The organism is Lacrimispora xylanisolvens (assembly GCF_002934545.1).
GTDB lineage: Bacteria > Bacillota > Clostridia > Lachnospirales > Lachnospiraceae > Lacrimispora > Lacrimispora xylanisolvens.
Map to the genome: position 1 here is coordinate 495,794 of NZ_PTJA01000004.1, position 22,559 is coordinate 518,352.

Sequence of the window (22,559 nt, forward strand, 5' to 3'; positions counted from 1 at the left end):
ATATTCCAGTAAATAGCAAGTCCTTTTTTTATTTTTATCAATTCCTCACAATTATTTTACATTTCATTCTTGACATATCCGGCAAGATTGTAAGCATGATCGGAAATGCGTTCCAGGTTGCTGATCAGGTCTAAAAATACCACGCCTGCGGCGGTGCTGCACTCTCCGGTGGAGAGACGTTCGATGTGTTTTTCCCTTAGCTCCTCCTCCAGGGCATCTACCTCATCTTCATACTTAATCACCTTACGAACCTCATCCATATCTCCTCTTCTCCTTGCATCAATGGAATGGGAGAACGACTGAAAAGCCGTCTGACAGATCACCTTAAGGTCGGATATTCCGGTTTCAGAAAATGCCACTTCATGCTCCGCCATATATTCCGCCTGTTCCGCCAGATTTTCTGCATGGTCACCGACACGCTCAATATCGTTGATACTGTAAAACAGGTTGTTGACTATTATTTTCTGCTCCTCTGTCAAAGACAGATTGTTGATTTTGACCAGATATTCCGTCAGCATCTTTTCCATATTATTAATCGTCTTTTCGGTTTTATACACGTCTTTTGCTTTATTGACATTTTTAGAAATAACCGCATCGATGGCCAGCTGCACATTCTCCATGGCGATCTGTCCCATATGTACCACTTCCATGGCAGCGGTCTCCACTGCAAATGCAGGCGATTCAAAAATTCGTTCGTCCAGATGCTTCATGGTTTCACTTTCCTGATCACCGGATTCTTCCGGTCCCTTTTTCTCCTCCGGTACCAGCATACCAGACAACTTCACCAGCTGATTTGCAAAGGGAAACAGAATGCAGGTATTGGTTAAGTTAAATACGGTGTGGAAAATAGAAATCTGCACTGCTGTAATGTTGTGGTCTGCAATATTTGGCATCGCTATAAATATAAGAAAAGATGCAATTCCAAATATGACAGCCCCAATGACATTAAAGGAAAGATGGATCGCGGCAGCCCGCTTTGCAGTCCTGGAACTGCCGATACTTGAGATCAATGCAGTCACACAGGAACCAATGTTCTGGCCCAGTGTAATAAAAATAGCAGCGTTGGTGGTAACCACTCCATTCATTGCAAGGGTTTGTAAAATACCAACGGAAGCCGAAGAACTCTGTAAGAGAGCTGTTACCAGCGCTCCGATTATCATACCAAGGATCGGATTATTTCCCAGGATACGGAATGCTTCCGAAAATATGGGCGCATCTGTATAAGGTGATATTGCACCGGACATGAAATCAAGTCCTATAAACAGCATTCCAAGTCCCACCAGTATTTCACCAATGGTTCTGGTCTTTTGCTTTTTCACAAATAAAAGAAGAACCGCTCCGATTCCCACAAGAAGGGGAGCACAAAATGAAGGTTGTAATATAGAATATGCATCTCCCAGCTGATTCATGGAAACAATCCATGCTGTAATGGTTGTTCCGATGTTTGCACCCATGATTACACCCACAGCCTGAGTCAGATTTAAAACTCCTGCACTTACAAAACCAACTACCATAACCGTAGTTGCACCGCTGCTCTGGATAATAGCCGTAATCACTGCTCCCAGAAGTACTGCCATAAAGCGGTTGTTTGTCAGCATTCCCAGAAACTGACTCATACGGCTGCCTGCACTTTTCTGCATGCCGTCTGCCATGGTATTCATGCCGTACAAAAACAGTCCCAGCCCTCCCATGAATCCAAACAAACTCGATATGTCATTAACCGACATTATTACCTCCTTGTAACCAATATGTATTTTTTTCTACAGATATCTGACCATGCATTTATCTGCGCCGTTTAAAATAATACCATAGAAAGATTTCATTAATCAATGGTTTTTAAAATTTATGTAAAATTGTGGTTAAATTTGTGTAAAACAGTCGTTTGGGCAGATTGCATTTCCGGTAATGTTTGTTTATAATAAATGTAATTTTTCGAAAAGGAGACTCCAATGCTGCCAGACTATCATTTTCACACAGAATTTTCAGGGGATTCCACCACACCAGTCAGAAGCCAGATTGAACGTGCCATTGCGCTTCATATGGATTCCCTGTGTGTGACGGATCACCACGACTATGACGTAGATTCCCCCATCGATTTTACCTTAGACCCGGAAATTTATTTTAACACCATGTGTCAGCTTCGGGAAGAATACAAGGAACGAATCGACCTTCGCATCGGAATTGAGCTGGGACTGCAGCCCCATTTAAAACAGTACTATGACCAGCTGCTGAAACGCTATGATTTTGATTATGTAATTGGATCCACTCACTTCATTAACCGCAAGGATGCTGCCTATCCTGAATTTTTTGAGGGTAGGACGGAAGAAGAAGCTTATCTTCAGTATTTTGAGGCGACACTGGATAACGTAAAACTGAAAGACGCTTATGATGCTGCAGGACATATTGACTACATCGTCCGATATGGTCCAAATAAAGCAGCTTATTACAACTACCATGCATATCAGGATATTATTGATGAGATATTAAAGACTGTAATTGAAATGGGAAAAGGAATTGAACTGAACACCGCAGGTTACAGAAAGGGAATCGGTCAGTCTAATCCATCCGGAGATATTATCAAACGTTACCGGGAACTGGGCGGCGAGATTATTACGGTGGGATCGGATGCCCACATACCAGAAGATTTAGGTGCAGATTTTCAGACAGCAAGAGAGCTTCTGAAACGATGCGGATTTTCCTATTATACAGAATTCAGCAGAAGAAAACCGGAATTTAAACCACTGTGATACATCTAAGACAACACGGATTGGAGAACTAACATGAATGTATTTGACATCGTCGGGCCTGTCATGATCGGACCTTCCAGCTCCCACACAGCCGGAGCCGCCCGCATTGGAAAAACTGCTGCGCTCCTTCTTGGAGAACCGGTAGCAAAAGCGGATATATTATTTCACGGTTCCTTCGCTAAAACCTACAAAGGCCATGGAACCGATAAAGCCATTGTAGGCGGTATCTTAAAATATGATCCCTGGGACCCAGGAATCAGGACCAGCCTTGAAACGGCCCAATTGCAGGGCATTTGCGTAGACATTCATACTGGTACCATTGAAAATGCCCATCCAAATACAGCTTTAGTGACGCTTACCGGATCAGGCGGTACTACAATTTCCGTCCAGGGTGCTTCCATTGGAGGCGGCAATATTATAATAACCAAAATCAATGACATGGAAGTATATTTTACCGGCCAGAATACCACATTAATTGTCATGCATCAGGATGTTCCCGGTATCATCGCCCAGGTCACAAATCTGGTTGCTGCCGGCAACGCCAACATCTGCAATTTCCGGTTAAACCGCCAGGAAAAAGGAGGAATTGCAATTATGACAATTGAGATGGATTCCGATGTGGACCCTTCTTTGGTGTCTGAGATCCGGCTTCTTCCTCATGTATACAATACCATTCTTTTAAAACTGGGCTGAAAGAATCAATCGACTGGAGAATACAATGAAACTAAAATATAATACGGTGGAAGAGCTGGTTGAGGCCGCTTCTTCCAGCCAAAAAAAAATTTCTGAAATCGTTTTAGAGCAGCAGGCCGGAGATATGGAATCAACCATAGAAGAAGTCTATGCAACTATGGAAAGCAGTTTTGACGTGATGCGACAGTCTGTAATAAGCGGACTGGACGAAACACTCCGCTCTCCCAGCGGTCTTTCCGGAGGTTCTGCCGCAAAGCTGAAAAAAGCCGTAGATGAAGGGAAAAACCATTATGGCCACCTTCTTGGCAATGCCATCAGCATGGCACTGGCGGTTACAGAATTTAATTCCTGCATGGGAAAAATTGTTGCCGCTCCAACTGCCGGATCCTGCGGGGTAATTCCCGCAGCCCTGATTTCGGTTATGGATGAATACGATCTCCCAAAGCGTGATATTGTCATGTCGTTGTTCACCGCTTCTGCCATAGGTATGGTCATTGCCAAATGCGCAAGTATTGCCGGAGCGGAAGGCGGCTGCCAGGCAGAGGTTGGTTCCGCTTCTGCCATGGCTGCCGCTGCTCTGACAGAGATTTTTGACGGTACACCCCAGATGGTATCCGACAGCTGTGCCATTGCGTTAAAAAACACCATGGGTCTTGTGTGCGATCCCGTTGCCGGGCTGGTGGAAGTTCCCTGCATCAAGCGAAATGCCATGGGTGTTGCCAATGCCTTTACCGCATCCGAGCTTGCCTGTGCAGGGATCAAAAGCGTGATTCCTGCAGATGAAGTAATTCTCGCCATGCGACAGGTGGGACAGCTCATGTCCACCTCTTTAAAAGAAACAGCCGAAGGAGGGCTTGCTGCCACCCCTACCGGCTGCCGCCTGTGCAGACAGATTTTTGGTCCGGAAGCCTGCAGCGGAGAATGATCTTACAACTTTATATCTGATATCATTTCTTCATTTTGGAAGAGAGAAATGCATAGAAGTCATTTTTCTCTTCCTTTAATATGCGGTCTGGCAGAACAAAACCATGAGTGGAATTTAAAAATACCAGGATCATGGAAGGCTTTTTCCCAATTCTCCTGATTTTGTTCCAGCTTATTTCCTGCGCTCCCTCCCCCTCGCCCACATATATTCCCGTATCATCAAACCCAATTTTGATATCCTGACTGGCGGATGCCTGTTTTTTTGCCTTCCCATAAACTGCAAGAGGCTGAATGACAGGAAAAAGGCAGCAGCCCAACACGGCACAAATCCGGAAGAAATTTCCAGAAGCTTCCCATCTGACAATGGTAAGAGTAAGAATCGCAGCCGTAAAAATCAGATTGCATACCCCTACCATTGATCCGTAAATATAATACATGGACAGCTGCCAGATATCCATGCCTGTATTTTTGTAAGTATACTGGTATTTCATAATTCATTACCTCCCATAACAGAAATCAGGCATTGAAAATAGCATGCCTGATTTCATACGTACTTATCATTTTGCAAATAAGGACGGTAACCAGAGACTGGCTGCCGGTACAAACGTGATTATCAAAAGGGTGATAATCATGCAAAGATAAAATGGCAGGGTCGCTTTTACCACCTTTTCCATTGGAAGCTTTGCTACCGCTGAACCAATAAACAATACCGCACCAACCGGTGGTGTTAAAAGACCAATACCGCAGTTAAGTACCATAATAATACCAAATTGAACCGGATCGATTCCAATGGAGGTTGCAATTGGAAGCAGAATAGGTGTTGCTATTAAAATAATCGGTGACATATCCATGATACAGCCAAGTATCAGAAGAATCAGGTTTAAAAGCAAAGCGAGTGCAATGGGATTAGACGTTACACCAGTAATTGCATGTGCAGCCATATCCGGTACATGAAGTGAAGTCAGGCAATATCCAAATACATTGGAAGTTGAAATAAGAATGAGAACGATGGCAAGTGTATTGACACATTCTTCCATTACATTCCAGACACCTTTCCAGTCCAAACCCTTGTAAATAAAGACGCTGACTATGAGGCTGTAAATTACTGCAATCGCTGCAGATTCTGTTGCGGTAAATACACCGCCTACTACTCCGAAAACAACAATCAGTACGGCTGCAAGAGCCCAGAAAGAGATACCCAGCTGCTTTACCAGATTCTTCATGCTGAATTTATCTCCCTTTGGATAATTTCTTTTCACTGAAATTATGTAGGATCCAACCATAAGAGAAATTGCCAGAAGCGCTCCTGGTATATATCCGGCAAGGAACAGGCTTCCGACTGATATACCGCCGGCAGTCGTGGCATAAATAACCATATTATGGCTTGGAGGTACTAAGAGTCCCTCGCAGGAAGAGGTAATTGTAACGGCTGTTGAAAAATCATCGTCGTACCCCTGATCCACCATCATAGGGATGAGGATGGAGCCCAGAGAAGCTGTATCAGCTGCTGCGGAACCGGAGATGCCACCAAAGAAATAGGAAGCAACAATATTTACCATTGCCATTCCCCCGCGCATCCAGCCTACACAGGCATTTGCCAGAGCGATCAGCTTTTCAGAGATACCGCCGGATCCCATGAGAACGCCCATGGTAATAAAGAATGGAACCGCCATCAGGCTGAAAGAACTGATTCCTTTTACCATCTGCTGGCAGATTACTGCCAGACCGCTTCCCTGGGAAAGCAGACACAACACTGCTGATAAAGCCACTGCATAAGCAATGGGAAACCGAAGGAAAACCATAAGAAAGAAACTTCCCAGTAAAACCAGGATTGCAATATTACCGCCCATTACAGATTTTCCTCCTTTTCAAAAAGACATTTGATATCATTGTATAAAGCTTCCAGTTCAAAAACAATCATGGCACCGCCTGCCAATGGAACCGGGAAGTACATCCAGAACCGTGAAAGCCGTGGCATACTGGTATAAAAGCCTTTTGAGCCAATCCCATGAGCATATTTCCAGCCAACAGTCAGCATGATAAATGCAAGTGCGAGAATGGATAAATCTGCCAGAATATCAAGAGCCTTGATCAGATTTTTGGGCAGATAGGTATCCAGCGCGGTCATACGGATATGAGATCCTCTGCGAATGGCAAGAGCTGCGGACAATACCGCCATATAACACATAAATGTTAAAACAATCTCTTCACTCCATGCCGGGTCAGGGATAAAGGAGATATATCTTCCAGCCACCGACATCGTGGTTATTAAAACATCTCCAATCAAAAGTATCTTACATATAAACAAAACAATCTTATAAACAATATCATAAGCCGGTTTTACCTTGTCAATTGTTTTGAAAATTTCTGGCATAAAGAACCCCTTTCTAATAGTGAGGGCACAGAAAGCTGTCATTTTCTGTGCCCCACTTGTCAACACTGATTATTTCATATCAAGAATCTTCTGATATAATTCTGCATTATCCTTTGTGTTTTCAGCAATTACATCTTTACAGGCTTCCTGCCATGGTGTAATGTCATTTACTTCAACTACATTTACGCCAGCAGCTTTTAAACCGTCTAACACTTCCTTCTCATTATCCTGAGAAAGTTTCTGATTAAATTCAGATGCATACTTTGCAGCTTCTGTCATGGCTTTCTGCTGATTTTCAGTTAATTTATCCCAGGTTGAATCTGTTATAATAACCTGAATGGCACCAAGTGTATGTCCGTCAAGAATTAAATTAGGAGCAACTTCCTGGAATGCGTTTCCCTTATAGTTGGCAATGGGCTGCTCTGCTGCATCAACAACACCGGTCTGAAGAGCGGAATAAAGCTCATTCATGCTTACAACAGTCGCGTTTGCGCCTAATGCACTTACCATTCCTGTCATAACCGGATCACTGGAAACACGGATTTTTAAACCTTTCACATCATCAATACTGTTAATTGGTTTCTTTGAGAAGAAATGGCGGAAGCCCTCTTCACCGTAGAATAAACCTCTTACCCCTAATCCAATATCGTGAGGCTCCATTAAAAACTCAGGAGCAAGTTCACTGTTTACAAATTTCCAGTAATGATCACGTCCTGCAAATGTATATGGAATGGATAACAGTTTTGACTTATTTGCACCATAGCTGGTAAGAGCGAAAGCTGAGATACGTGACATATCAATGGTTCCGGCTCCTCCAAGCATGTTATCAAGAACATCATTTTCTGCTCCCAGAACCCCGCTGGCCTGTAAATCGATTTTAATGGATCCGCCAGACAGCTCCTCTACTTTATCTTTAAACGCCTGGTCCGTTTTGCCTACAATTGTGTCTAATGGATTTACTTCTGCATATACAAGTGTTACCTGTGGATCTGTGGAAGAAGCCTCTTTGGATTCTCCTCCTTTGGTTGTCTCGCCTGCCGCCGCAGTAGTGGCCGCTGCAGTGGTTCCCTTAGCTGCGGTATTCGTCTTTGCAGTACCGCCGCATGCTGTCAATGATAAGGCTGCAATTGCAGCTAACAGCAAAGCACTCAGTCCTCTTTTTTTCATGTTAATACCCCTCCTTTTAAATTTCCTCGCCTGTTGGGATCCATATTGTTGTCTCATGACCCCCCAGCGAAATTATTCTAACATACAAAAAGTCATAGAACCACGGTAAATAATTGCGAATCCTAGTATTATTTTAACATCTTTTTTACAGGAAACACATTTTTCTTTATGTAGTATTAACATTGTTTTTGATTTTGCAGCCTTTCATTTAACATTTCATCCAAAAAAAGATCCGTACCTCATGTACGGATCTTCATCACTTTTTACTTATTCTTCAATCTTTCTTTTATAAATCTCAATCACCTTTTTCATTGCCTCCTGGCCTGGAGCTCCGATGGTCATTCTCTTTTCCACACAGGTCTTTAAGCTGATTGCATCGTAAATATCATCTTCAAAAACAGGGCTGATGGCTTTGTATTCTTCCAGAGTCATATCATCCAGAGCGATTCCCTTCTCTATGCAGAAAAGAACCAGCTGACCCACGATTCCATGGGCATCACGGAAAGGAACTCCGTGGTTTACCAGATAATCTGCGGCATCGGTAGCGTTGGTAAAACCATTCTTTGCGCTGACCTCCATCACATCCTTACGGAAGGACATGGAGGAAATCATTCCTGTAAAAAGAGCCAGACAGCCTTTTACTGTATCAATGGCATCAAAAGTCAGTTCCTTATCCTCCTGCATGTCCTTATTATAAGCAAGAGGAATTCCCTTCATGGTAGTCAGAATGGAAATAAGTGCTCCATAAACCCGTCCTGTCTTTCCTCGGATCAGCTCTGCAATATCCGGATTCTTTTTCTGAGGCATTATGCTGCTTCCCGTACTGTAGGAATCATCAATTTCAACAAAACGGTACTCATTGGTATTCCATATGATAATTTCCTCACAGAACCTGCTTAAATGCATGGAGATGGTTGATAAGGCGCTTAAAAGTTCAATTAAGTAATCTCTGTCTGCAACCGAGTCCATGCTGTTTAACGTAGGTCCATCAAAGCCAAGAAGCTTTGCGGTGTATTCACGGTCCAGAGGATAGGTGGTTCCTGCCAAAGCTCCGGAGCCCAGAGGACAGTAGTTCATTCTCTTTCTGATATCCAAAAGGCGGGAATAGTCCCGGTCAAACATCTCAAAATATGCACCAGCATGATGAGCCAGGGTAATTGGCTGGGCTTTCTGCAAATGGGTAAATCCAGGCATATAGGTATCCAGATTTTTCTCCATTAAAGCCAGAAGTTCCTTTAAAAGCCCCTTTACAAGGGCGGTAAGTTCATCGATTTCATCTCTGGTGTACAGTTTCATATCCAGAGCCACCTGATCATTTCTGCTTCTTCCCGTATGGAGACGCTTTCCTGCTTCTCCGATCCGTTCCGTTAAATTTGCTTCCACAAAGGAGTGGATATCTTCATGCTCCGCCGTGATTGTAAGAGCTCCGCTTTCCAAATCGGCACAGATTCCTTTCAGACCATGGATAATTTTATCCCGGTCCTCTTCACTGATAATTCCCTGTTTTGCCAGCATTGTAACGTGGGCAATGCTTCCCTCGATGTCCTGATGATAAAACTTCTGGTCAAAAGACAGGGATGCATTAAAATTGTGAACCAGCTGATTGGTTTCCTTGGTGAAGCGACCGCCCCATAGTTTCATAATTAGTTCTCCTCTTTCCTTAGTTAGTTGTATGAGTCCGCATGGGTTTGCGTTTTTTGTTCTTTCCTGCTGCCAGACCTGTCAGCACCAGAAGTATCAGGATACTTCCTCCGGTAATCATTCCTCCGGCCTTTAAGCCTTCCGGCATATATTCAAGGGAAACTTCATGAGTTCCGGCAGTCATATGAACGCTTAAAAACGTATCAAAGATTTTATAGGGTTCTGCTTCCTTCCCGTCGATCTTTACAGACCAGCCCTTGTCAAAAGGAATGCTTAAATACAAAAGTCCTGCCTTTTCAGCATCAACCGTTCCCTTAATCTGGGTATCGGTCCATTTTGTAAGCTTAAGTGAATTCTTATTTAATACCTGATAAACAGATTCCAGGCCTTCGGGAACAAAACGGTAAGCACTTGCTATTAAATCCTGATCATTGTCATCATTTCGAAGTGTAACCTCTTCTCCAGATTTTAAATACCCAAGTTCCAGTAAATATCCACGGCTTACATTATCAAAGTTTTTTGTCTTTTCGCCCAGAAGTGCAGCGACTTTTTCAACCTTTTTATTGCTGACAAAAACATAGTAATCACCATCTGTATCAGGTGTGAACGTAAAGCTCTTTCCCTTTACTTCACTGGGTACTTCTGAAAGCACCGGACTTGCACCCAATACCACCGATAAATCATTTTGAACCTCAGCCGGATTAGTCAGCTCCAGCTGCCAGTTATTCTCCACATCATATGGCATCATAAAGCCTAAGGAGAGTGCATAATTGTTCTTCCACAGCTGCATGTCATCCTGAACGGAAACAAGAGAGGATACTTGGTTTTCTCCCGCTTCTTCTGAGTAAAGGGCATATTTCACAGCAAAAAGTGCGTCTACCAGAGGAGTACTGCCTGTTATACTGTAGGCATTGGTTGAGCTTTCACAGCCAAGTTTTTTGAAAAATTTAGACAGATCCGCGTTGGCAGTAGACGAAAACAGGGATACAGACGGGAAATTCATCCATGCTCCATCGTTCTTGGTTTTTCTTGTGACCTTTTCCACCCTGTAAAAATCCGGGTTCGGCAGCAGGCCTTCTGTTAAATCAATGGAGGCCTTATTATCTTTTACATAGCTTGTACGGCTTGTAGTTGTAACACTTGTAACCGTAGTATTGACTGCCGCCTCTAAAGCGACCACACCAAGAGCCAGTAAAACAAGCACATTCCGGTTGATTCCTCTCTGATAAAGGCTGATCAGCCCTGTATAAACTGCCAGAAAAATAATGGCAACATAAAAAATAGAAAAATGGAAGGCATCGTCTGTAATCAGCTTCTGAGCCATTATCACAAAGATAACAGTGGCAAAGAAGGCTGTTACAACATGTTTCCATGGTATTTCATGCAAATAGATATAAGCATGATATCCTGCTGTCAGTATGAGAAAAATATAGATAAAGGACTGCCTGCAGGGAAGGCTGTTTGGATAGTGAAATCCATGCCAGATAAAATTAAATACATTAATGGAGAAGCTGGCATAAAAAAACAATAAAAGGGAGCACATGACAATCTTATCCTTCTGCCGGATCTTCCTGCATCCAAGATACAAAAGGAAAAATATAAGAATTGCCACACCGCAGTAAATATTCGGCCAGTGATCCAGACCGATTTCTGTTTCCACTGCAGGCAAATGTCTTGCAATCATATCAAAGATGGAAAAATAAGAGCTGAATGTCTGGGGAAAGTTAATATCTCCAGAGGCCGTCATCTTCATGGCATAGATTTCAGGCAGCAGTACTACTGCGGCCAATCCTCCTGCAAGAAGGGAATACACTGCAAAATGAACCCCGTTTATCAAAACCTCTTTCCATGGTTTTCTTCCTTCCAGAATCAGAAGAGCCAGAAAATAGAAGACCATAAAAATACATATCATAATCGATATGTAATAATTCGATAAAATTGATAACCCAAGTGTAATGCAGTAAAGAATGCATTTCTTTTCCTGAACCAGTTTTTCTAATCCAAGCATAATAAGCGGGAACAAAAGAATACAGTCCAGCCACATAATATTCCAGCTATACGCTGCCATATACCCGGATAATGCATAAAAAATCCCAAAGAAAGCGATTCCAAAATCAACTGTCTTAAAATGCCTGCGTAAATACCAGGAAAAAGCAAGGCCGCTTAATCCAATCTTTACGACAATCATATAGGTCATAAATTCAATGATAAATTTTTTCGGGCAGAGAACAATCAGCCAGTTTAAGGGGCTTGCCAGATAATAGGAATAAAGAGCTGCAAAATTAACTCCCATACCAATATCCCAGCTGTATAACAGGCTGCCTCCATGGGTCAGCTTATACTGGAACTCAGAGAAGAAAGGCGCATACTGATGATACATATCCGTTCTTAAAAAGCTTTCTTCTCCAAAGGGAAAAATCCCTCTCTGGGCAAATATAATGATCATGATAATCACAGGCACAAAAAAGGCGGCAATCAGACCGTCAGAGTCCTTTACCAGACTTCCGCTTCTATGCTCTTTTTTCCGAAAGGAACGTAAGACCTCCTGGTGCTCTTCTTCAAATGGTTCTTCTTCCCCGATTTCTTCCCCGATTTCTTCCTCTCCGTCTTCCTCTGTCATTACATATTCGTCAGCGGGATAAGATTCACCGTCTTCATCGGAATCATTAAAATCATAAAGTTCTTCCATTCCTTCTACCGGAACCTCCAGCCTTATGACAGGCATTGAATCATAATCCGGTTGTTCTTCTCCCACGTCCCCCAAAAAACCTGTATCCTGTCTGTCATCCGTTTTCTTCTGGATGTCTGGTGTTTTATCTTTTTTTTCATCTGATGTCATCTTTAGAATATCCTCTAATTCCTTTGAAATCTTTTCAATATCGTCATCGCGTTCCATTTTACTTACCTCTCTTTACAAGGGGGAACCTCACTCTTTCGGAATATGAAAAGCTTACTGAATACATAATTTACAATCACAACAACGATGGACACCAGTATTTTGCTTACATATTCATCCATATTGAGCCAGGAAACCATTATCACCATAAGAACCATTTCCATGACACCTGATGCAGCCCTGCATGCAGTAAAGGAAATCATCTCCTTCACCACAAATCCCAGATGCAGATCATAGCTTTGAAATACAAAGATTTTATTAACACCAAATGCAAACAGCACAGAAACCAGCCAGGCTGCTGCAGTACTGATCCGATAGTCGACTCCGGCTTTCACCATTCCAACATAAACAATCCAGTTGACTACCGTGGTAAGGACACCAAATACCAAATAGGATATGACCTCCCGGTTCATAACCTTGTCCCATATTTTTTTAATCATAATAGCTGTTCTCCTGTAAAACACATTTCCTCTATTGTATTATAGGCATCGGAAATTGTAAAGGGAATCTAAGGGGACGTTACCAGAAAGTCTTTTGCGCCCTCTGTGTAGTGTACCTTGCCATCCTCGGTTATAAAAACGCCATAAACATCATCCATGGAATTTAACAGCTCCATTCCCTTTTCCAGTCCCTCGGAAAAGCAGGTGGTGGATAATGCATCACCATCAACGGAAAGCTTTGAAAGAATGGTGACGGAAACCAGCCCGTTCTCATAGGGATAGCCATCTCTGGGATTCAAAATATGATGGTAGTTCACCCCGTCTTTTTCAAAATGACGCTCATAAACTCCGGAGGATACCACAGACATATCTTCTATATTCAATGTTTCAATGGTCTCATTTCTGTCTGCATAGGGCTTTTGCAGTCCAATCTTAAAAGGGCTTCCATCTGGTTTCTTCCCCACACAGAGTACATTTCCACCCAGATTAATTACTGCACTTTTCACTCCCTGCTCCAGTAGATAATCTTTCATGCGGTCTGCTATATAGCCCTTCGCAATTGCCCCGAAGTCCAGGGAAGTATCCGGTGATAAGAAGGTGAGGGTATCATCTTCAAGCTTTAAATTCTGATAACCCACTTTCTTCACCGCTGCACTGATTTCATCCGAAGGGGGAATAACGGGATTTGAAGCTGTAAAGTCCCATAAGGAAGATAACGGTTCGATGGTAATATCAAAATCACCATTGGATATTTTGGAATAATAAAGCCCTTTGGAAAGCAGGGCAGCCATATCCGGTGACAGCTTCACAGACGTTTCCTGTGCCGGTCTGTGATTGATTTTATAAACTTCACTGCTTTCAATGGTTTTACTGAAAATATTTTCATAGGAACGGCACAGATCCAGGCATTCCTTTAATATTTTAGGATCATCGTTATCATAAAGGGTAACTGTTACAAATGTATTTAACAAAAATCCAGATTTACTGATCGGCTCTATTTTTCTATGACATCCGGTAAGAAGACTGACTGCCAGGCAGACTGCCAAAACTGCTGCTTTTCCTTTTTTCATTCCTGATCCTCCAATTTTTTACCGGCTTCCCTTGCGTGTTCCACAAACATCCGGCGTACCCCTTCAATTTCCCCCATTCCTTTCAACCGGCAGATCACCTCATATCCATCTGCTTCCAGCCGGCTTTTCCACGAATCACTGTCTTTCCCGGCCATATCATTGTGAGCATGATCTCCGCATACAATCATCATGGGCTGAAGAACGGCTCGTTTTGACTGTTTCCCGTTTAATGCTTCTATTACATCATCAATGGAAGGTTCTGCTTCTACCGTTCCCACATGATACCTGGTATATCCCTGTTTTTTTAAAATTCCAGCCAGGCGGTCATAGGCGGCATTGGCTTCATGTTCGGAACCATGACCCATAAACACAATCTCCGTCCCCTCCCTATCATATTCCTTTGTATCTTCCGTCAGGATCTCAGTCAGTTTTAAATAATCTTCCTCAGAAGAAAGAAGGGGTGCACCAATTATCAACTGGTCAAACGAATCTTCCTGTTTTTTTACAGCATTGACGATACAGTCATATTCTTCTCCTCCCATTACAAGAGTGGGTTGGATCAGCACCCGGTTAAAGCCTTCTGCTGCCAGCTTTTCCATGGCTTCTTCTACTCCGTCAATCATAATATTGTCCCGTTTTCTTAATATATCTATAATGATCCGACTGGTAAAAGCCCGTCTTAATTCATAAGCAGGAAATTCAGCTGCTACAGCCTGTTCAATGGCTTCTATGGTCTTGCTTCTGCTTTCGTTATAACTTGTCCCAAAGCTCACTACGAGTAATGCCTGTTTCATCTTTCTGGTCCACACTTTCTAATCATTTTCCTGACTACCATATCACAGATGATTTTTGCTGTCAAATTCCTTTTTACGCACTACAGGCGCAGAACCAAACGGTTCTGCGCCTGTGGTGCACATTGCATACATTTTATAGGAGATTATCTTAAAAATCTACCTCTTTATCATAGTAACAACAGGTTAACAGCTTCTCCATCTCTGCCGGGGTAATTGCCCGTGGGTTGGAGCCGGTGCATGCATCACCAACTGCTAACTCAGCTACTGCCGCTAATTTATCATTGAACTCTGCTTCGTCAATGATTCCGCCTTCGTATTCCTTAATACAGGTAGGAATATCCAGCTCCTTGTTCATGGAACGGATCTCAGCAATTAATGCATCAACCAGCTCTTCATCTGTATTGCCCTCTAAACCAATGAAACGGGCAATCTCACCATAACGCTTTGCTGCCTCTGCGTCTTTGGCATTAAACTTAATAACTTTCGGAAGATACATCGCATTGGCACAGCCATGCACAATGTGTCCGCCAGAATAAGCAGCTCCTGTTTTATGAGCCATGGAATGAACGATTCCAAGGAGTGCATTGGAAAATGCCATACCTGCAAGACACTGTGCATTATGCATACGGTCACGTGCAGCCATATCTCCGTTATAGGAATCAATTAAATCATTATGTATCATCTTGATCGCATGAAGCGCAAGAGGATCGGTATAATCGCAGTGAAGTGTGGAAACATATGCTTCCATTGCATGGGTAATTGCATCCATACCGGTATGAGCTGTCAGCTTTTTAGGCATGGTCTCAGCAAGATCCGGGTCAACAATTGCCACATCGGGTGTTATATTAAAGTCAGCAAGGGGATACTTGATGCCCTTGTGATAATCGGTAATAACGCTGAATGCCGTAACTTCGGTAGCAGTACCGGAAGTAGAAGGAATGGCGCAGAACTGTGCTTTTGTTCTTAAAGTCGGGAAATTAAAAGGAATGCATAAATCCTCAAAAGTTGTATCCGGGTATTCATAAAATGCCCACATTGCTTTAGCCGCATCAATAGGTGATCCGCCGCCGATTGCAACGATCCAGTCCGGTTCGAACTCCCGCATCATCTGGGCACCCTTCATTACGGTTTCAACGCTGGGATCAGGCTCTACCCCTTCAAACAGTTTTACTTCTAATCCAGCTTCTTTTAAATATGCTTCCACTCTGTCAAGAAAGCCAAAACGCTTCATAGAGCCGCCGCCTACGACAACAATTGCTTTCTTTCCCTTTAAGTTTTTTATTTCCTCCAGGGAGCCTTTTCCATGATAAAGGTCTCTGGGTAATGTAAATCTAGCCATTGTAAAACCCTCCTTGTGAAATTCCTGTCGTTTCTATGAGATAATTGTAGTTCAAACAGAGAGGAATTACAAAGGTAAAAAAATATATATCAGTATATAAATACTGATATATATTTAACATTCTTATTCTGCCAGTTTTTCCTTTACACAGCTTAACTGTTCAAGAAATTTCTTATCCCAGCCGGTAAGTGAATACCCCTTCCGGCAAATGATTGAATCCCTGAAACGTTTCTTCTTCACGCATTGTTTTTCCACCAGCTGATACTGCTTTAGCAGCTCTTCCGGCATGGGAGATACCCACATATAGGTCAATTGATTGTCACACAAAAGCTGAAACTGGCTGCCCCGTTCATATACATAAATTCGCTTTGGGGACTTGGGATATTTCATTCCCCCTCCAATATCGTCGTTTTTGCTGGAAACAGCATCTCCATGGGCAATCTCAATAAAATTCATTAAATCCTCGGCTTCTATCACGCTCTTTTCTGCAAGAGGATGGGCATTTGAAATCAGGATCCTTAAAGAATACTCAAAAACAGATTCCATAATCAGCCCCTTTGCAGCGGTCTCCCTTGCATAATACTTTTCAGAAGCAACCGGATACCGGATGATACCAAGATTGTACTCTCCTGTCTCCACATCCCTGATGGTATCTGTGGAATTGGTCTCCCGAAGCCATACGTTCATCATGGATTCAGAGCCCATTTCTTTTATAAAACCGGAAAATGCTGTGCTGATATAACTGGCTCTGGGCATGGATAGAGAAAACTCCACACCGTTTCCATCTCCTGTTTTATACAGATGTTCCATTTCATCGATCTGAATCAGAACATTTCTGGCATGTTCTAAAAAGATCCTCCCTCTGGCAGTGGGCACAACTCCTTTGGAAGTCCGTTTAAAGATAGGTGCCCCAAGGCTTTCTTCCAGAGTCTTGATCGCCTTGCTGAGATTCGGCTGATCCATGTATAAATTAGCTGCTGCCTGTGTAATGGAGCCGGTCTTTTCCACTTCAACCGCATACTGCAATAGCACGGTATTCAATCATCTTCCTCCTTTGTCTCCTGCCAACCGTTCTTTTCCACTTCATACAGATACTTTGACAGTGCTGCAAGCGAAACTGCCATGTTCTCATTTTGAACCAGAATATGGGGCGGTACAGTCAGATGAACCGGAGCAAAATTCCAGATGGCCTTCACTCCGCCTGCCACCAGCCTGTCGCAGACCCCCTGGGCATATTCAGCAGGAACAGTAATAATCCCTATGTGTATATTCATACGCTGACAAAGGTTCTCCAGTTTATCCATGGAAAGCACCATCTTTCCGCCGATTCTGGTATTCACCTTTCTTCCGTCAGCATCAAAAGCCATAACAATTTCAACACCGTACTGTTCAAAGCCTTTATAGGAAAGCAGTGCTTTTCCCAGATATCCCACCCCTACCAGTGCTGCCTGATTGGTGTTATGAAATCCCAGAAATTCCTCCATATCTGCAATTAATTCCTTAATTACATATCCCATCTTTGGCTTTCCTGCTGTTTTGGCTACTAATGCCAGATCTTTTCGGACCTGAACCTCATTTAACTGAAGATCCAAAGCAATGGCGGGTGCGGAAATGGTTTCTAATCCATCGCTGCTTTTCTTTTCCAGATAATGATGATAAACGGGAAGGCGCTCCAGCGATTTTCTGGATATTCCTCCTACCATATGTCTCTTTTCTTCCATAAAATCTTCCCCCAGTCTGATTTAACAAATAACAGATACCGGCGACCCTTTTGTCACTATTTTAATTAACTGTGCCCTGATCCTTCCGGTCAGTCAGAAACATGGCATCGCCAAAGCTGAAGAAACGGTATCTCTCCCGAACTGCTTCTTCATATGCATGAAGTACATGATCTCTACCGGCAAGTGCAGATACCAGCATAATTAAGGTGGATTCAGGCAAATGGAAATTGGTAATCAGACAATCCAGTATCTTAAAATGATAACCCGGATAAATAAATATTTCAGTCCATCCGCTTCCTGCCTTTAATATACCGTCCTCCGTTGATGCAGATTCCACGGTTCTGCAGCTTGTGGTTCCTACACAGACGATCCTCCCCCCATTTCGTTTGGCATCATTAACCTTTTTTGCTTCCTCTTCTTCCACAATATAGAATTCAGAATGCATGTGATGAGCTTCTATCTCATCTACCTTAACCGGACGGAATGTTCCAAGTCCCACATGAAGTGTGACATGGGCAATCTCCACTCCTTTTTCCTGTATCTTCTTTAATAATTCTTTTGTAAAATGGAGACCTGCAGTTGGTGCGGCAGCAGATCCTTCATTCTTGGCATAAACAGTCTGATACCGGTTTTTATCCTGAAGCTGGTGGGTAATATAGGGTGGCAGGGGCATCTGGCCAAGCTGATCCAGAATCTCTTCAAAAATCCCTTCATAAGAAAACTGAATGAGACGGTTTCCTTCTTCCACCACATCAATCACAGTTCCTTTTAAAAGTCCCTCTCCAAATGAAATAACAGTTCCGACTTTTGCTTTCTTTCCCGGTTTCACAAGTGTTTCCCAGATATCATTCTCTCTTCTTTTTAATAGAAGAATCTCGATCTTAGCCTCAGTGCCTTCTTTCACGCCGAACAGCCTTGCCGGAATTACCTTGGTATCGTTAATAACCAGACAGTCTCCCTTTTTTAAATAATCCAGTATATCTTTAAAATGTCTGTGTTCGATCTCTCCCGTATGCTTGTCCAGAACCAGCAGTCTGGAAGCCGACCGGTCCTCTAAGGGATCCTGTGCAATCAGCTCCTGAGGTAAATCAAAATAAAAATCTCTGACGTTCATAAAACTACTCTCCTTTATCAAAAATGCTCCTCTGCACGGTGCCACGCAGAGAAGCATCTGTTTTAATTATTGTTCGACTGGCTGGCTGATTCACTGGCAGGTTCACCAGATGACTCACTGGCTGATTCCCCCGTAGTTTCTGCAGCAGCTTCCGGCTCTTCTTCCCCTTTTTTCAAAGTGTTATAAACTGCCAGAAGATTCTCATCGGACTTTAAAGCCTTCTCAAGACCTTCGTTTACCTCTTTCGCCATCTTTTGCACTTCATCAGACTGGTTTACTTCCTGCATAAATTCAGACTCTTCTTTGCTGTTATCTGCAACCAGGTAGCAGCTTCCATCCGATGCGGTCTTTGCATAACAGACGATCAGGCTTGGAGCCATGGTCTCTGCCTGACGGAATTTCACATCAAATCTGGCATAAACCACATAGTCACCATCTGCAATTCCAGGTGTAGAAAAGCATTCCAGATTTTCAAAACTCTGATAGAACTTTACCTCTTCTTCCATTCTGGAAGCCAGCTGATCCAAACTCTCTTCCCCGGTTTTACCGCCATAAGCTTTAGAAAGTGCGTCCTTGTCGCAGCTCTTTCTGGCGTTAAAGTATGACTTCATCAAATCATTCAATTCGGGCACCGCATCCTTCTGCAGTGCAACTTTTACCTTCTGCGGCTGATTTTCATCGCTTTGCGGTGATGTACTCTCCGCCTTGGCAGAGACCGTTTCCGGCTCATTCGCGGGCTGTCCGGCTTTGTCCAAAACAACCACCACCATGATCAGTATTACTGCAACCAATGGTATGGCGAGAAACTTCAAAAACCGTCTGGTTTCCGCTTTCAGCCCATTCCATTTTCCTAATAAGTCCTTCATTAGACCTGACCTCCTGGAGAAACAATCTCCTCTCTATTCTAACAAAAAAACAGCCAAAAATCAACAAATAACTCTTGCGCTTTAAAACAATCTATAGTAGAATGTAAAAGATGCATCTGTAGCTCAGTGGATAGAGCAGTGGCCTCCGGAGCCGCGTGCGTAGGTTCGATTCCTATCAGATGCACTATTTTTTTGCCCGGAAATAATTCTCTGAAACCTTGATTTTACGGGGTTTCTCATATTTATCTGATTTTATCATTCTTACCAGATTCCCAGATTTTACTATTTTTAACTGGTTTTTTCTTATTTTCTCTGAAATATAAGTGGTAAATAAGTGGTCGGTTTTATGGTCAGATAAGTGGTCAAAAATGTGCCTTTATATCTTTGAAATACCAGTCATAACATCTGTTATTTGATCGTTCAAAACATGGATATAAGTGCTGTATGTGGTGTTAATATCTGCGTGTCCTAAGAGTTTGCTAACAACGCTTATCTCCGTTCCTGCTTTTAGTAATCTTGAAGCAAATGTATGCTTTAGCGCGTGTATCGTATAATCTTCTGCCCCCACCACACCAAGAACACTTTTGAATGTTCTTAATATATTCCTTTCTGACAAATAACCTCCATTTGATGTGCAAGCCACATAATCAGTCTTTATCTTTTTACGCGCATTGTAATCTTGTATCTGCTTTAACAGAGATATAGCCATATCATTTAATGGTATAATTCGATTTCCTGATTCAGTTTTCGTAATATCATCCTACAACAGATCCTTTTTTATCACGTTCTTTTGCCTTGGTCAAAGTTTTATTTACTTTTAGTGCTTTATTTTTAAAGTCAATATCACTCCATTCCAATCCTAAAGCTTCGCCTATTCGCATTCCAGTATTCAAGATCAGTAGCAGGACTGGCATATGTCTAAAGAACTAATTATTACTCTGCCGTAATGTATTATTAAACACATACATTTTTTTAGTTATATTTTCCGGTAAAATCTCAGTCTTTTTAGTCTTTACCACTGTGGAATATGCTTTAGTTGTGGATAAATCGTTTATCATAGCTTGTATATCCTCAGTAGATACACTCCCCAATTGAATCCAACCTATGTAATTACATACTGCATTATATGTCTGCTCCAATCGGTCATACGATACTGGCTTTAATATGGGATATTTCACTGTTCGCATCCAAAATTCTGCATAATCATGGAAAGATGTGGCTTCCACTTTAACAGTATATTTTGTCCGGTCTTCATTATATTCCTTAATTTTACGTTTAAGTTCTTTTTCGCTTTTACCATAGAAAGATTTATATATAATCGTTCCATTTGGCTTACGACCCGCAACATACCTATATTCAAACCTGCCATCGCTTCTTTCTCCGATTAAGCCGTCTCCTTTACCTCTTCTATTATTAATTGTTGATGTGCTCATTATATCAAGTCCTCCTTTAATATTGAGCATCGTCATCAATTTGACCATGCTCTTATTTTATCAAAAACAGTTATATATTAATAGCCCATCCAGCATTTTTCTTGAACCATGCGTCAAGTTCGTCTTTCGTGATTAGATAATCCTTATTCACCTTTACTGTTGGTAAGATTCCTTTTTCCAGGAACTTTTTCATCTTGTCTCGTCCAAATCCGAAAATCTCTTGTAAATCTGATTTATTGTAATATACTTTTTCCATGTGGTTCCCCCTCGTCTATCTTTTTAATATAAAAAGAGCCGACATAAGCCGACTCTGATTTTGTCTTCTAAGATAATATTATAGTAATAGTACTATCCATAAAACTAGTCAATTATTATGCGTATTACAAATTAGAAACCCTTTCCTCTAAAGCCTCAATTCTCTCATAAGCCCGCTTCATAGTCTGGGTTAAAGTCCAACCTTCCCACCATGGTCTCCAGTAATAGTCAGTTCCTTTGCATAAGCCTGAATACCACTAACCGTAAATACATAGTTATTTATGGCGGTTGGGTTTCCTCCATTGTACCCGCCCCATAAAGCAAAACGATTCGAAGCGGTACTTGCAGACATCCCGGAATATTGATCAGTAGACATAAACAAAGCACGATCAGTATATGTTATATAGAAATCTCCCATATAGATTTCTGAATCGCTCACATAAAAGAATCCGTTGCCAATATTAATCCTTCCACCTTTAATATATGAAGCGTTAGTTCCAACCAAACTATTGCCGTCAATCGTCCAACCGCCAATGGTTCCGGAGGTAGCGGTTATAATTCCTGCTATGTTTGCGTTTGAGGCGTACAAATACCCATTATTCAAAACTCTAAATGGTGCGCTTGTTCTTTATAATAACCTGTTTAACCGAAAAACTTTCCCTCACCCTTAAGGATAGTTAAAGTAAAACAATTTCACTTCGGTTCCAATAGAACCTCACTGATAATCAAGTCAATATTGACTAATCGTATATTTTATGCTGTTCCCAGAATTGGGAGTAATGACTTAATCGCAAAACTGCGAAGTCACAGAACTGTGATACTGTAAGAGAGCGTATGTTTGCGATGTCATAGGTAAACTGTTTCCCTGTGGAGAACTGACTAATATTTGAGGTGGCGATACGCCGTCGCTCCCTTAAAAGGGAAACTGTAAGGCGAGGTACTCTGTATGTTTTCTACTGACTGTGTTTGCATAATATTCTATTCCTTTCCGTAAATGGTAAATAACCCGTCTACTTTTGGATTCCTCATAAAATTGAGATAATGGTGTAAAGTTGAAAAGTTTCTAACAAACTTTTCACACAGAA

General features: G+C 42.2%; 23 protein-coding genes and 1 tRNA gene. 4 read left to right on the top strand and 20 right to left on the bottom strand.

The window, feature by feature from the left end; all coding sequences use genetic code 11:
- Positions 1-56 precede the first annotated feature (56 nt).
- Positions 57-1,727, bottom strand: coding sequence for a Na/Pi cotransporter family protein (locus BXY41_RS10320; RefSeq protein ID WP_104436741.1), 1,671 nt, complete (start codon positions 1,725-1,727; stop codon positions 57-59).
- A 222-nt stretch (positions 1,728-1,949) separates the two neighbouring features.
- On the opposite strand from BXY41_RS10320, the gene BXY41_RS10325 reads away from it, so the two are divergent.
- Genes BXY41_RS10325 through sdaAA form a run of 3 tightly spaced genes read left to right on the top strand, consistent with a single transcriptional unit; the run spans position 1,950 to position 4,365 of the window.
- On the top strand, positions 1,950-2,747 hold the full coding sequence (locus BXY41_RS10325; RefSeq protein WP_104436742.1) for a histidinol-phosphatase HisJ family protein: 798 nt from the start codon (positions 1,950-1,952) through the stop codon (positions 2,745-2,747).
- A gap of 33 nt (positions 2,748-2,780) precedes the next feature.
- Entirely contained in the window at positions 2,781-3,440 is a 660-nt protein-coding gene (sdaAB, locus tag BXY41_RS10330; RefSeq protein WP_104436743.1) for an L-serine ammonia-lyase, iron-sulfur-dependent subunit beta, read from the top strand.
- Positions 3,441-3,465: 25 nt separating this feature from the next.
- Positions 3,466-4,365, top strand: a complete 900-nt coding sequence (sdaAA, locus tag BXY41_RS10335; RefSeq protein WP_104436744.1) for an L-serine ammonia-lyase, iron-sulfur-dependent, subunit alpha — start codon at positions 3,466-3,468, stop codon at positions 4,363-4,365.
- Between the two features lie 22 nt (positions 4,366-4,387).
- Here sdaAA and BXY41_RS10340 read toward each other — a convergent pair whose 3' ends face one another.
- From BXY41_RS10340 to BXY41_RS10405, 14 genes are all read right to left on the bottom strand, one after another.
- A complete protein-coding gene (locus BXY41_RS10340) occupies positions 4,388-4,855 on the bottom strand; it encodes a YcxB family protein (protein ID WP_104436745.1) in 468 nt (155 codons plus the stop codon).
- Positions 4,856-4,921: 66 nt separating this feature from the next.
- On the bottom strand, positions 4,922-6,214 hold the full coding sequence (locus BXY41_RS10345; protein WP_104436746.1) for a TRAP transporter large permease: 1,293 nt from the start codon (positions 6,212-6,214) through the stop codon (positions 4,922-4,924).
- Complete coding sequence (locus BXY41_RS10350) at positions 6,214-6,738, bottom strand: TRAP transporter small permease (RefSeq protein WP_104436747.1); 525 nt, start codon at positions 6,736-6,738, stop codon at positions 6,214-6,216. Before BXY41_RS10350 ends, BXY41_RS10345 begins: the two co-directional genes overlap by 1 nt.
- Before the next feature lie 69 nt (positions 6,739-6,807).
- A complete protein-coding gene (locus BXY41_RS10355) occupies positions 6,808-7,905 on the bottom strand; it encodes a TRAP transporter substrate-binding protein (RefSeq protein WP_104436748.1) in 1,098 nt (365 codons plus the stop codon).
- 267 nt (positions 7,906-8,172) lie between these two features.
- Entirely contained in the window at positions 8,173-9,546 is a 1,374-nt protein-coding gene (gene argH / locus BXY41_RS10360) for an argininosuccinate lyase (protein ID WP_104436749.1), read from the bottom strand.
- Positions 9,547-9,565: 19 nt separating this feature from the next.
- Positions 9,566-12,442 carry a YfhO family protein gene (locus BXY41_RS10365; RefSeq protein WP_104436750.1) on the bottom strand — a complete coding sequence of 959 codons (2,877 nt, stop codon included), beginning with the start codon at positions 12,440-12,442 and terminating at the stop codon, positions 9,566-9,568.
- Positions 12,443-12,447: 5 nt separating this feature from the next.
- Positions 12,448-12,882 (bottom strand): GtrA family protein, encoded by a 435-nt coding sequence (locus BXY41_RS10370; protein WP_104436751.1) that lies wholly within the window; start codon positions 12,880-12,882, stop codon positions 12,448-12,450.
- Positions 12,883-12,950: 68 nt separating this feature from the next.
- Positions 12,951-13,952, bottom strand: coding sequence for an FAD:protein FMN transferase (locus tag BXY41_RS10375; RefSeq protein WP_104436752.1), 1,002 nt, complete (start codon positions 13,950-13,952; stop codon positions 12,951-12,953).
- Positions 13,949-14,746 (bottom strand): sirohydrochlorin cobaltochelatase, encoded by a 798-nt coding sequence (locus BXY41_RS10380; protein WP_104436788.1) that lies wholly within the window; start codon positions 14,744-14,746, stop codon positions 13,949-13,951. Before BXY41_RS10380 ends, BXY41_RS10375 begins: the two co-directional genes overlap by 4 nt.
- Before the next feature lie 148 nt (positions 14,747-14,894).
- Positions 14,895-16,085, bottom strand: a complete 1,191-nt coding sequence (locus BXY41_RS10385; RefSeq protein WP_104436753.1) for an iron-containing alcohol dehydrogenase — start codon at positions 16,083-16,085, stop codon at positions 14,895-14,897.
- A 123-nt stretch (positions 16,086-16,208) separates the two neighbouring features.
- A complete protein-coding gene (locus BXY41_RS10390) occupies positions 16,209-17,117 on the bottom strand; it encodes a LysR family transcriptional regulator (RefSeq protein WP_242980159.1) in 909 nt (302 codons plus the stop codon).
- A gap of 5 nt (positions 17,118-17,122) precedes the next feature.
- Positions 17,123-17,806 (bottom strand): redox-sensing transcriptional repressor Rex, encoded by a 684-nt coding sequence (locus BXY41_RS10395; RefSeq protein WP_104436755.1) that lies wholly within the window; start codon positions 17,804-17,806, stop codon positions 17,123-17,125.
- A gap of 61 nt (positions 17,807-17,867) precedes the next feature.
- Entirely contained in the window at positions 17,868-18,920 is a 1,053-nt protein-coding gene (gene queA / locus BXY41_RS10400; RefSeq protein ID WP_104436756.1) for a tRNA preQ1(34) S-adenosylmethionine ribosyltransferase-isomerase QueA, read from the bottom strand.
- A 62-nt stretch (positions 18,921-18,982) separates the two neighbouring features.
- Positions 18,983-19,786 (bottom strand): hypothetical protein, encoded by an 804-nt coding sequence (locus tag BXY41_RS10405; protein WP_104436757.1) that lies wholly within the window; start codon positions 19,784-19,786, stop codon positions 18,983-18,985.
- A gap of 112 nt (positions 19,787-19,898) precedes the next feature.
- Here BXY41_RS10405 and BXY41_RS10410 point away from each other — a divergent pair.
- Positions 19,899-19,970 (top strand) — tRNA-Arg (locus BXY41_RS10410).
- A gap of 192 nt (positions 19,971-20,162) precedes the next feature.
- Here BXY41_RS10410 and BXY41_RS27165 read toward each other — a convergent pair.
- From BXY41_RS27165 to BXY41_RS10425, 5 genes are all read right to left on the bottom strand, one after another.
- Positions 20,163-20,495 carry a tyrosine-type recombinase/integrase gene (locus BXY41_RS27165; RefSeq protein ID WP_242980147.1) on the bottom strand — a complete coding sequence of 111 codons (333 nt, stop codon included), beginning with the start codon at positions 20,493-20,495 and terminating at the stop codon, positions 20,163-20,165.
- Between the two features lie 46 nt (positions 20,496-20,541).
- Positions 20,542-20,700, bottom strand: coding sequence for a tyrosine-type recombinase/integrase (locus BXY41_RS27475; RefSeq protein WP_432765509.1), 159 nt, complete (start codon positions 20,698-20,700; stop codon positions 20,542-20,544).
- A 12-nt stretch (positions 20,701-20,712) separates the two neighbouring features.
- Positions 20,713-21,219, bottom strand: a complete 507-nt coding sequence (locus tag BXY41_RS27170) for a tyrosine-type recombinase/integrase (RefSeq protein ID WP_242980149.1) — start codon at positions 21,217-21,219, stop codon at positions 20,713-20,715.
- A 70-nt stretch (positions 21,220-21,289) separates the two neighbouring features.
- On the bottom strand, positions 21,290-21,475 hold the full coding sequence (locus tag BXY41_RS10420) for a helix-turn-helix domain-containing protein (protein ID WP_104436758.1): 186 nt from the start codon (positions 21,473-21,475) through the stop codon (positions 21,290-21,292).
- A 189-nt stretch (positions 21,476-21,664) separates the two neighbouring features.
- Positions 21,665-22,063 (bottom strand): hypothetical protein, encoded by a 399-nt coding sequence (locus BXY41_RS10425; RefSeq protein WP_146088568.1) that lies wholly within the window; start codon positions 22,061-22,063, stop codon positions 21,665-21,667.
- Positions 22,064-22,559 lie beyond the last annotated feature (496 nt).

What these genes read in the sequence shown, in the direction of transcription:
- BXY41_RS10355 (WP_104436748.1), bottom strand. Translation starts at nt 7,905, where the DNA reads ATGAAAAAAAGAGGACTGAGTGCTTTGCTGTTAGCTGCAATTGCAGCC.
- BXY41_RS10350 (WP_104436747.1), bottom strand. Translation starts at nt 6,738, where the DNA reads ATGCCAGAAATTTTCAAAACAATTGACAAGGTAAAACCGGCTTATGAT.
- BXY41_RS10320 (WP_104436741.1), bottom strand. Translation starts at nt 1,727, where the DNA reads ATGTCGGTTAATGACATATCGAGTTTGTTTGGATTCATGGGAGGGCTG.
- BXY41_RS10420 (WP_104436758.1), bottom strand. Translation starts at nt 21,475, where the DNA reads ATGGAAAAAGTATATTACAATAAATCAGATTTACAAGAGATTTTCGGA.
- BXY41_RS10380 (WP_104436788.1), bottom strand. Translation starts at nt 14,746, where the DNA reads ATGAAACAGGCATTACTCGTAGTGAGCTTTGGGACAAGTTATAACGAA.
- BXY41_RS10370 (WP_104436751.1), bottom strand. Translation starts at nt 12,882, where the DNA reads ATGATTAAAAAAATATGGGACAAGGTTATGAACCGGGAGGTCATATCC.
- BXY41_RS27170 (WP_242980149.1), bottom strand. Translation starts at nt 21,219, where the DNA reads ATGAGCACATCAACAATTAATAATAGAAGAGGTAAAGGAGACGGCTTA.
- BXY41_RS27475 (WP_432765509.1), bottom strand. Translation starts at nt 20,700, where the DNA reads ATGCCAGTCCTGCTACTGATCTTGAATACTGGAATGCGAATAGGCGAA.
- BXY41_RS10375 (WP_104436752.1), bottom strand. Translation starts at nt 13,952, where the DNA reads ATGAAAAAAGGAAAAGCAGCAGTTTTGGCAGTCTGCCTGGCAGTCAGT.
- BXY41_RS27165 (WP_242980147.1), bottom strand. Translation starts at nt 20,495, where the DNA reads ATGGCTATATCTCTGTTAAAGCAGATACAAGATTACAATGCGCGTAAA.
- queA (WP_104436756.1), bottom strand. Translation starts at nt 18,920, where the DNA reads ATGAACGTCAGAGATTTTTATTTTGATTTACCTCAGGAGCTGATTGCA.
- sdaAA (WP_104436744.1), top strand. Translation starts at nt 3,466, where the DNA reads ATGAAACTAAAATATAATACGGTGGAAGAGCTGGTTGAGGCCGCTTCT.
- BXY41_RS10325 (WP_104436742.1), top strand. Translation starts at nt 1,950, where the DNA reads ATGCTGCCAGACTATCATTTTCACACAGAATTTTCAGGGGATTCCACC.
- BXY41_RS10365 (WP_104436750.1), bottom strand. Translation starts at nt 12,442, where the DNA reads ATGGAACGCGATGACGATATTGAAAAGATTTCAAAGGAATTAGAGGAT.
- BXY41_RS10340 (WP_104436745.1), bottom strand. Translation starts at nt 4,855, where the DNA reads ATGAAATACCAGTATACTTACAAAAATACAGGCATGGATATCTGGCAG.
- argH (WP_104436749.1), bottom strand. Translation starts at nt 9,546, where the DNA reads ATGAAACTATGGGGCGGTCGCTTCACCAAGGAAACCAATCAGCTGGTT.
- BXY41_RS10345 (WP_104436746.1), bottom strand. Translation starts at nt 6,214, where the DNA reads ATGGGCGGTAATATTGCAATCCTGGTTTTACTGGGAAGTTTCTTTCTT.
- sdaAB (WP_104436743.1), top strand. Translation starts at nt 2,781, where the DNA reads ATGAATGTATTTGACATCGTCGGGCCTGTCATGATCGGACCTTCCAGC.
- BXY41_RS10395 (WP_104436755.1), bottom strand. Translation starts at nt 17,806, where the DNA reads ATGGAAGAAAAGAGACATATGGTAGGAGGAATATCCAGAAAATCGCTG.
- BXY41_RS10385 (WP_104436753.1), bottom strand. Translation starts at nt 16,085, where the DNA reads ATGGCTAGATTTACATTACCCAGAGACCTTTATCATGGAAAAGGCTCC.
- BXY41_RS10405 (WP_104436757.1), bottom strand. Translation starts at nt 19,786, where the DNA reads ATGAAGGACTTATTAGGAAAATGGAATGGGCTGAAAGCGGAAACCAGA.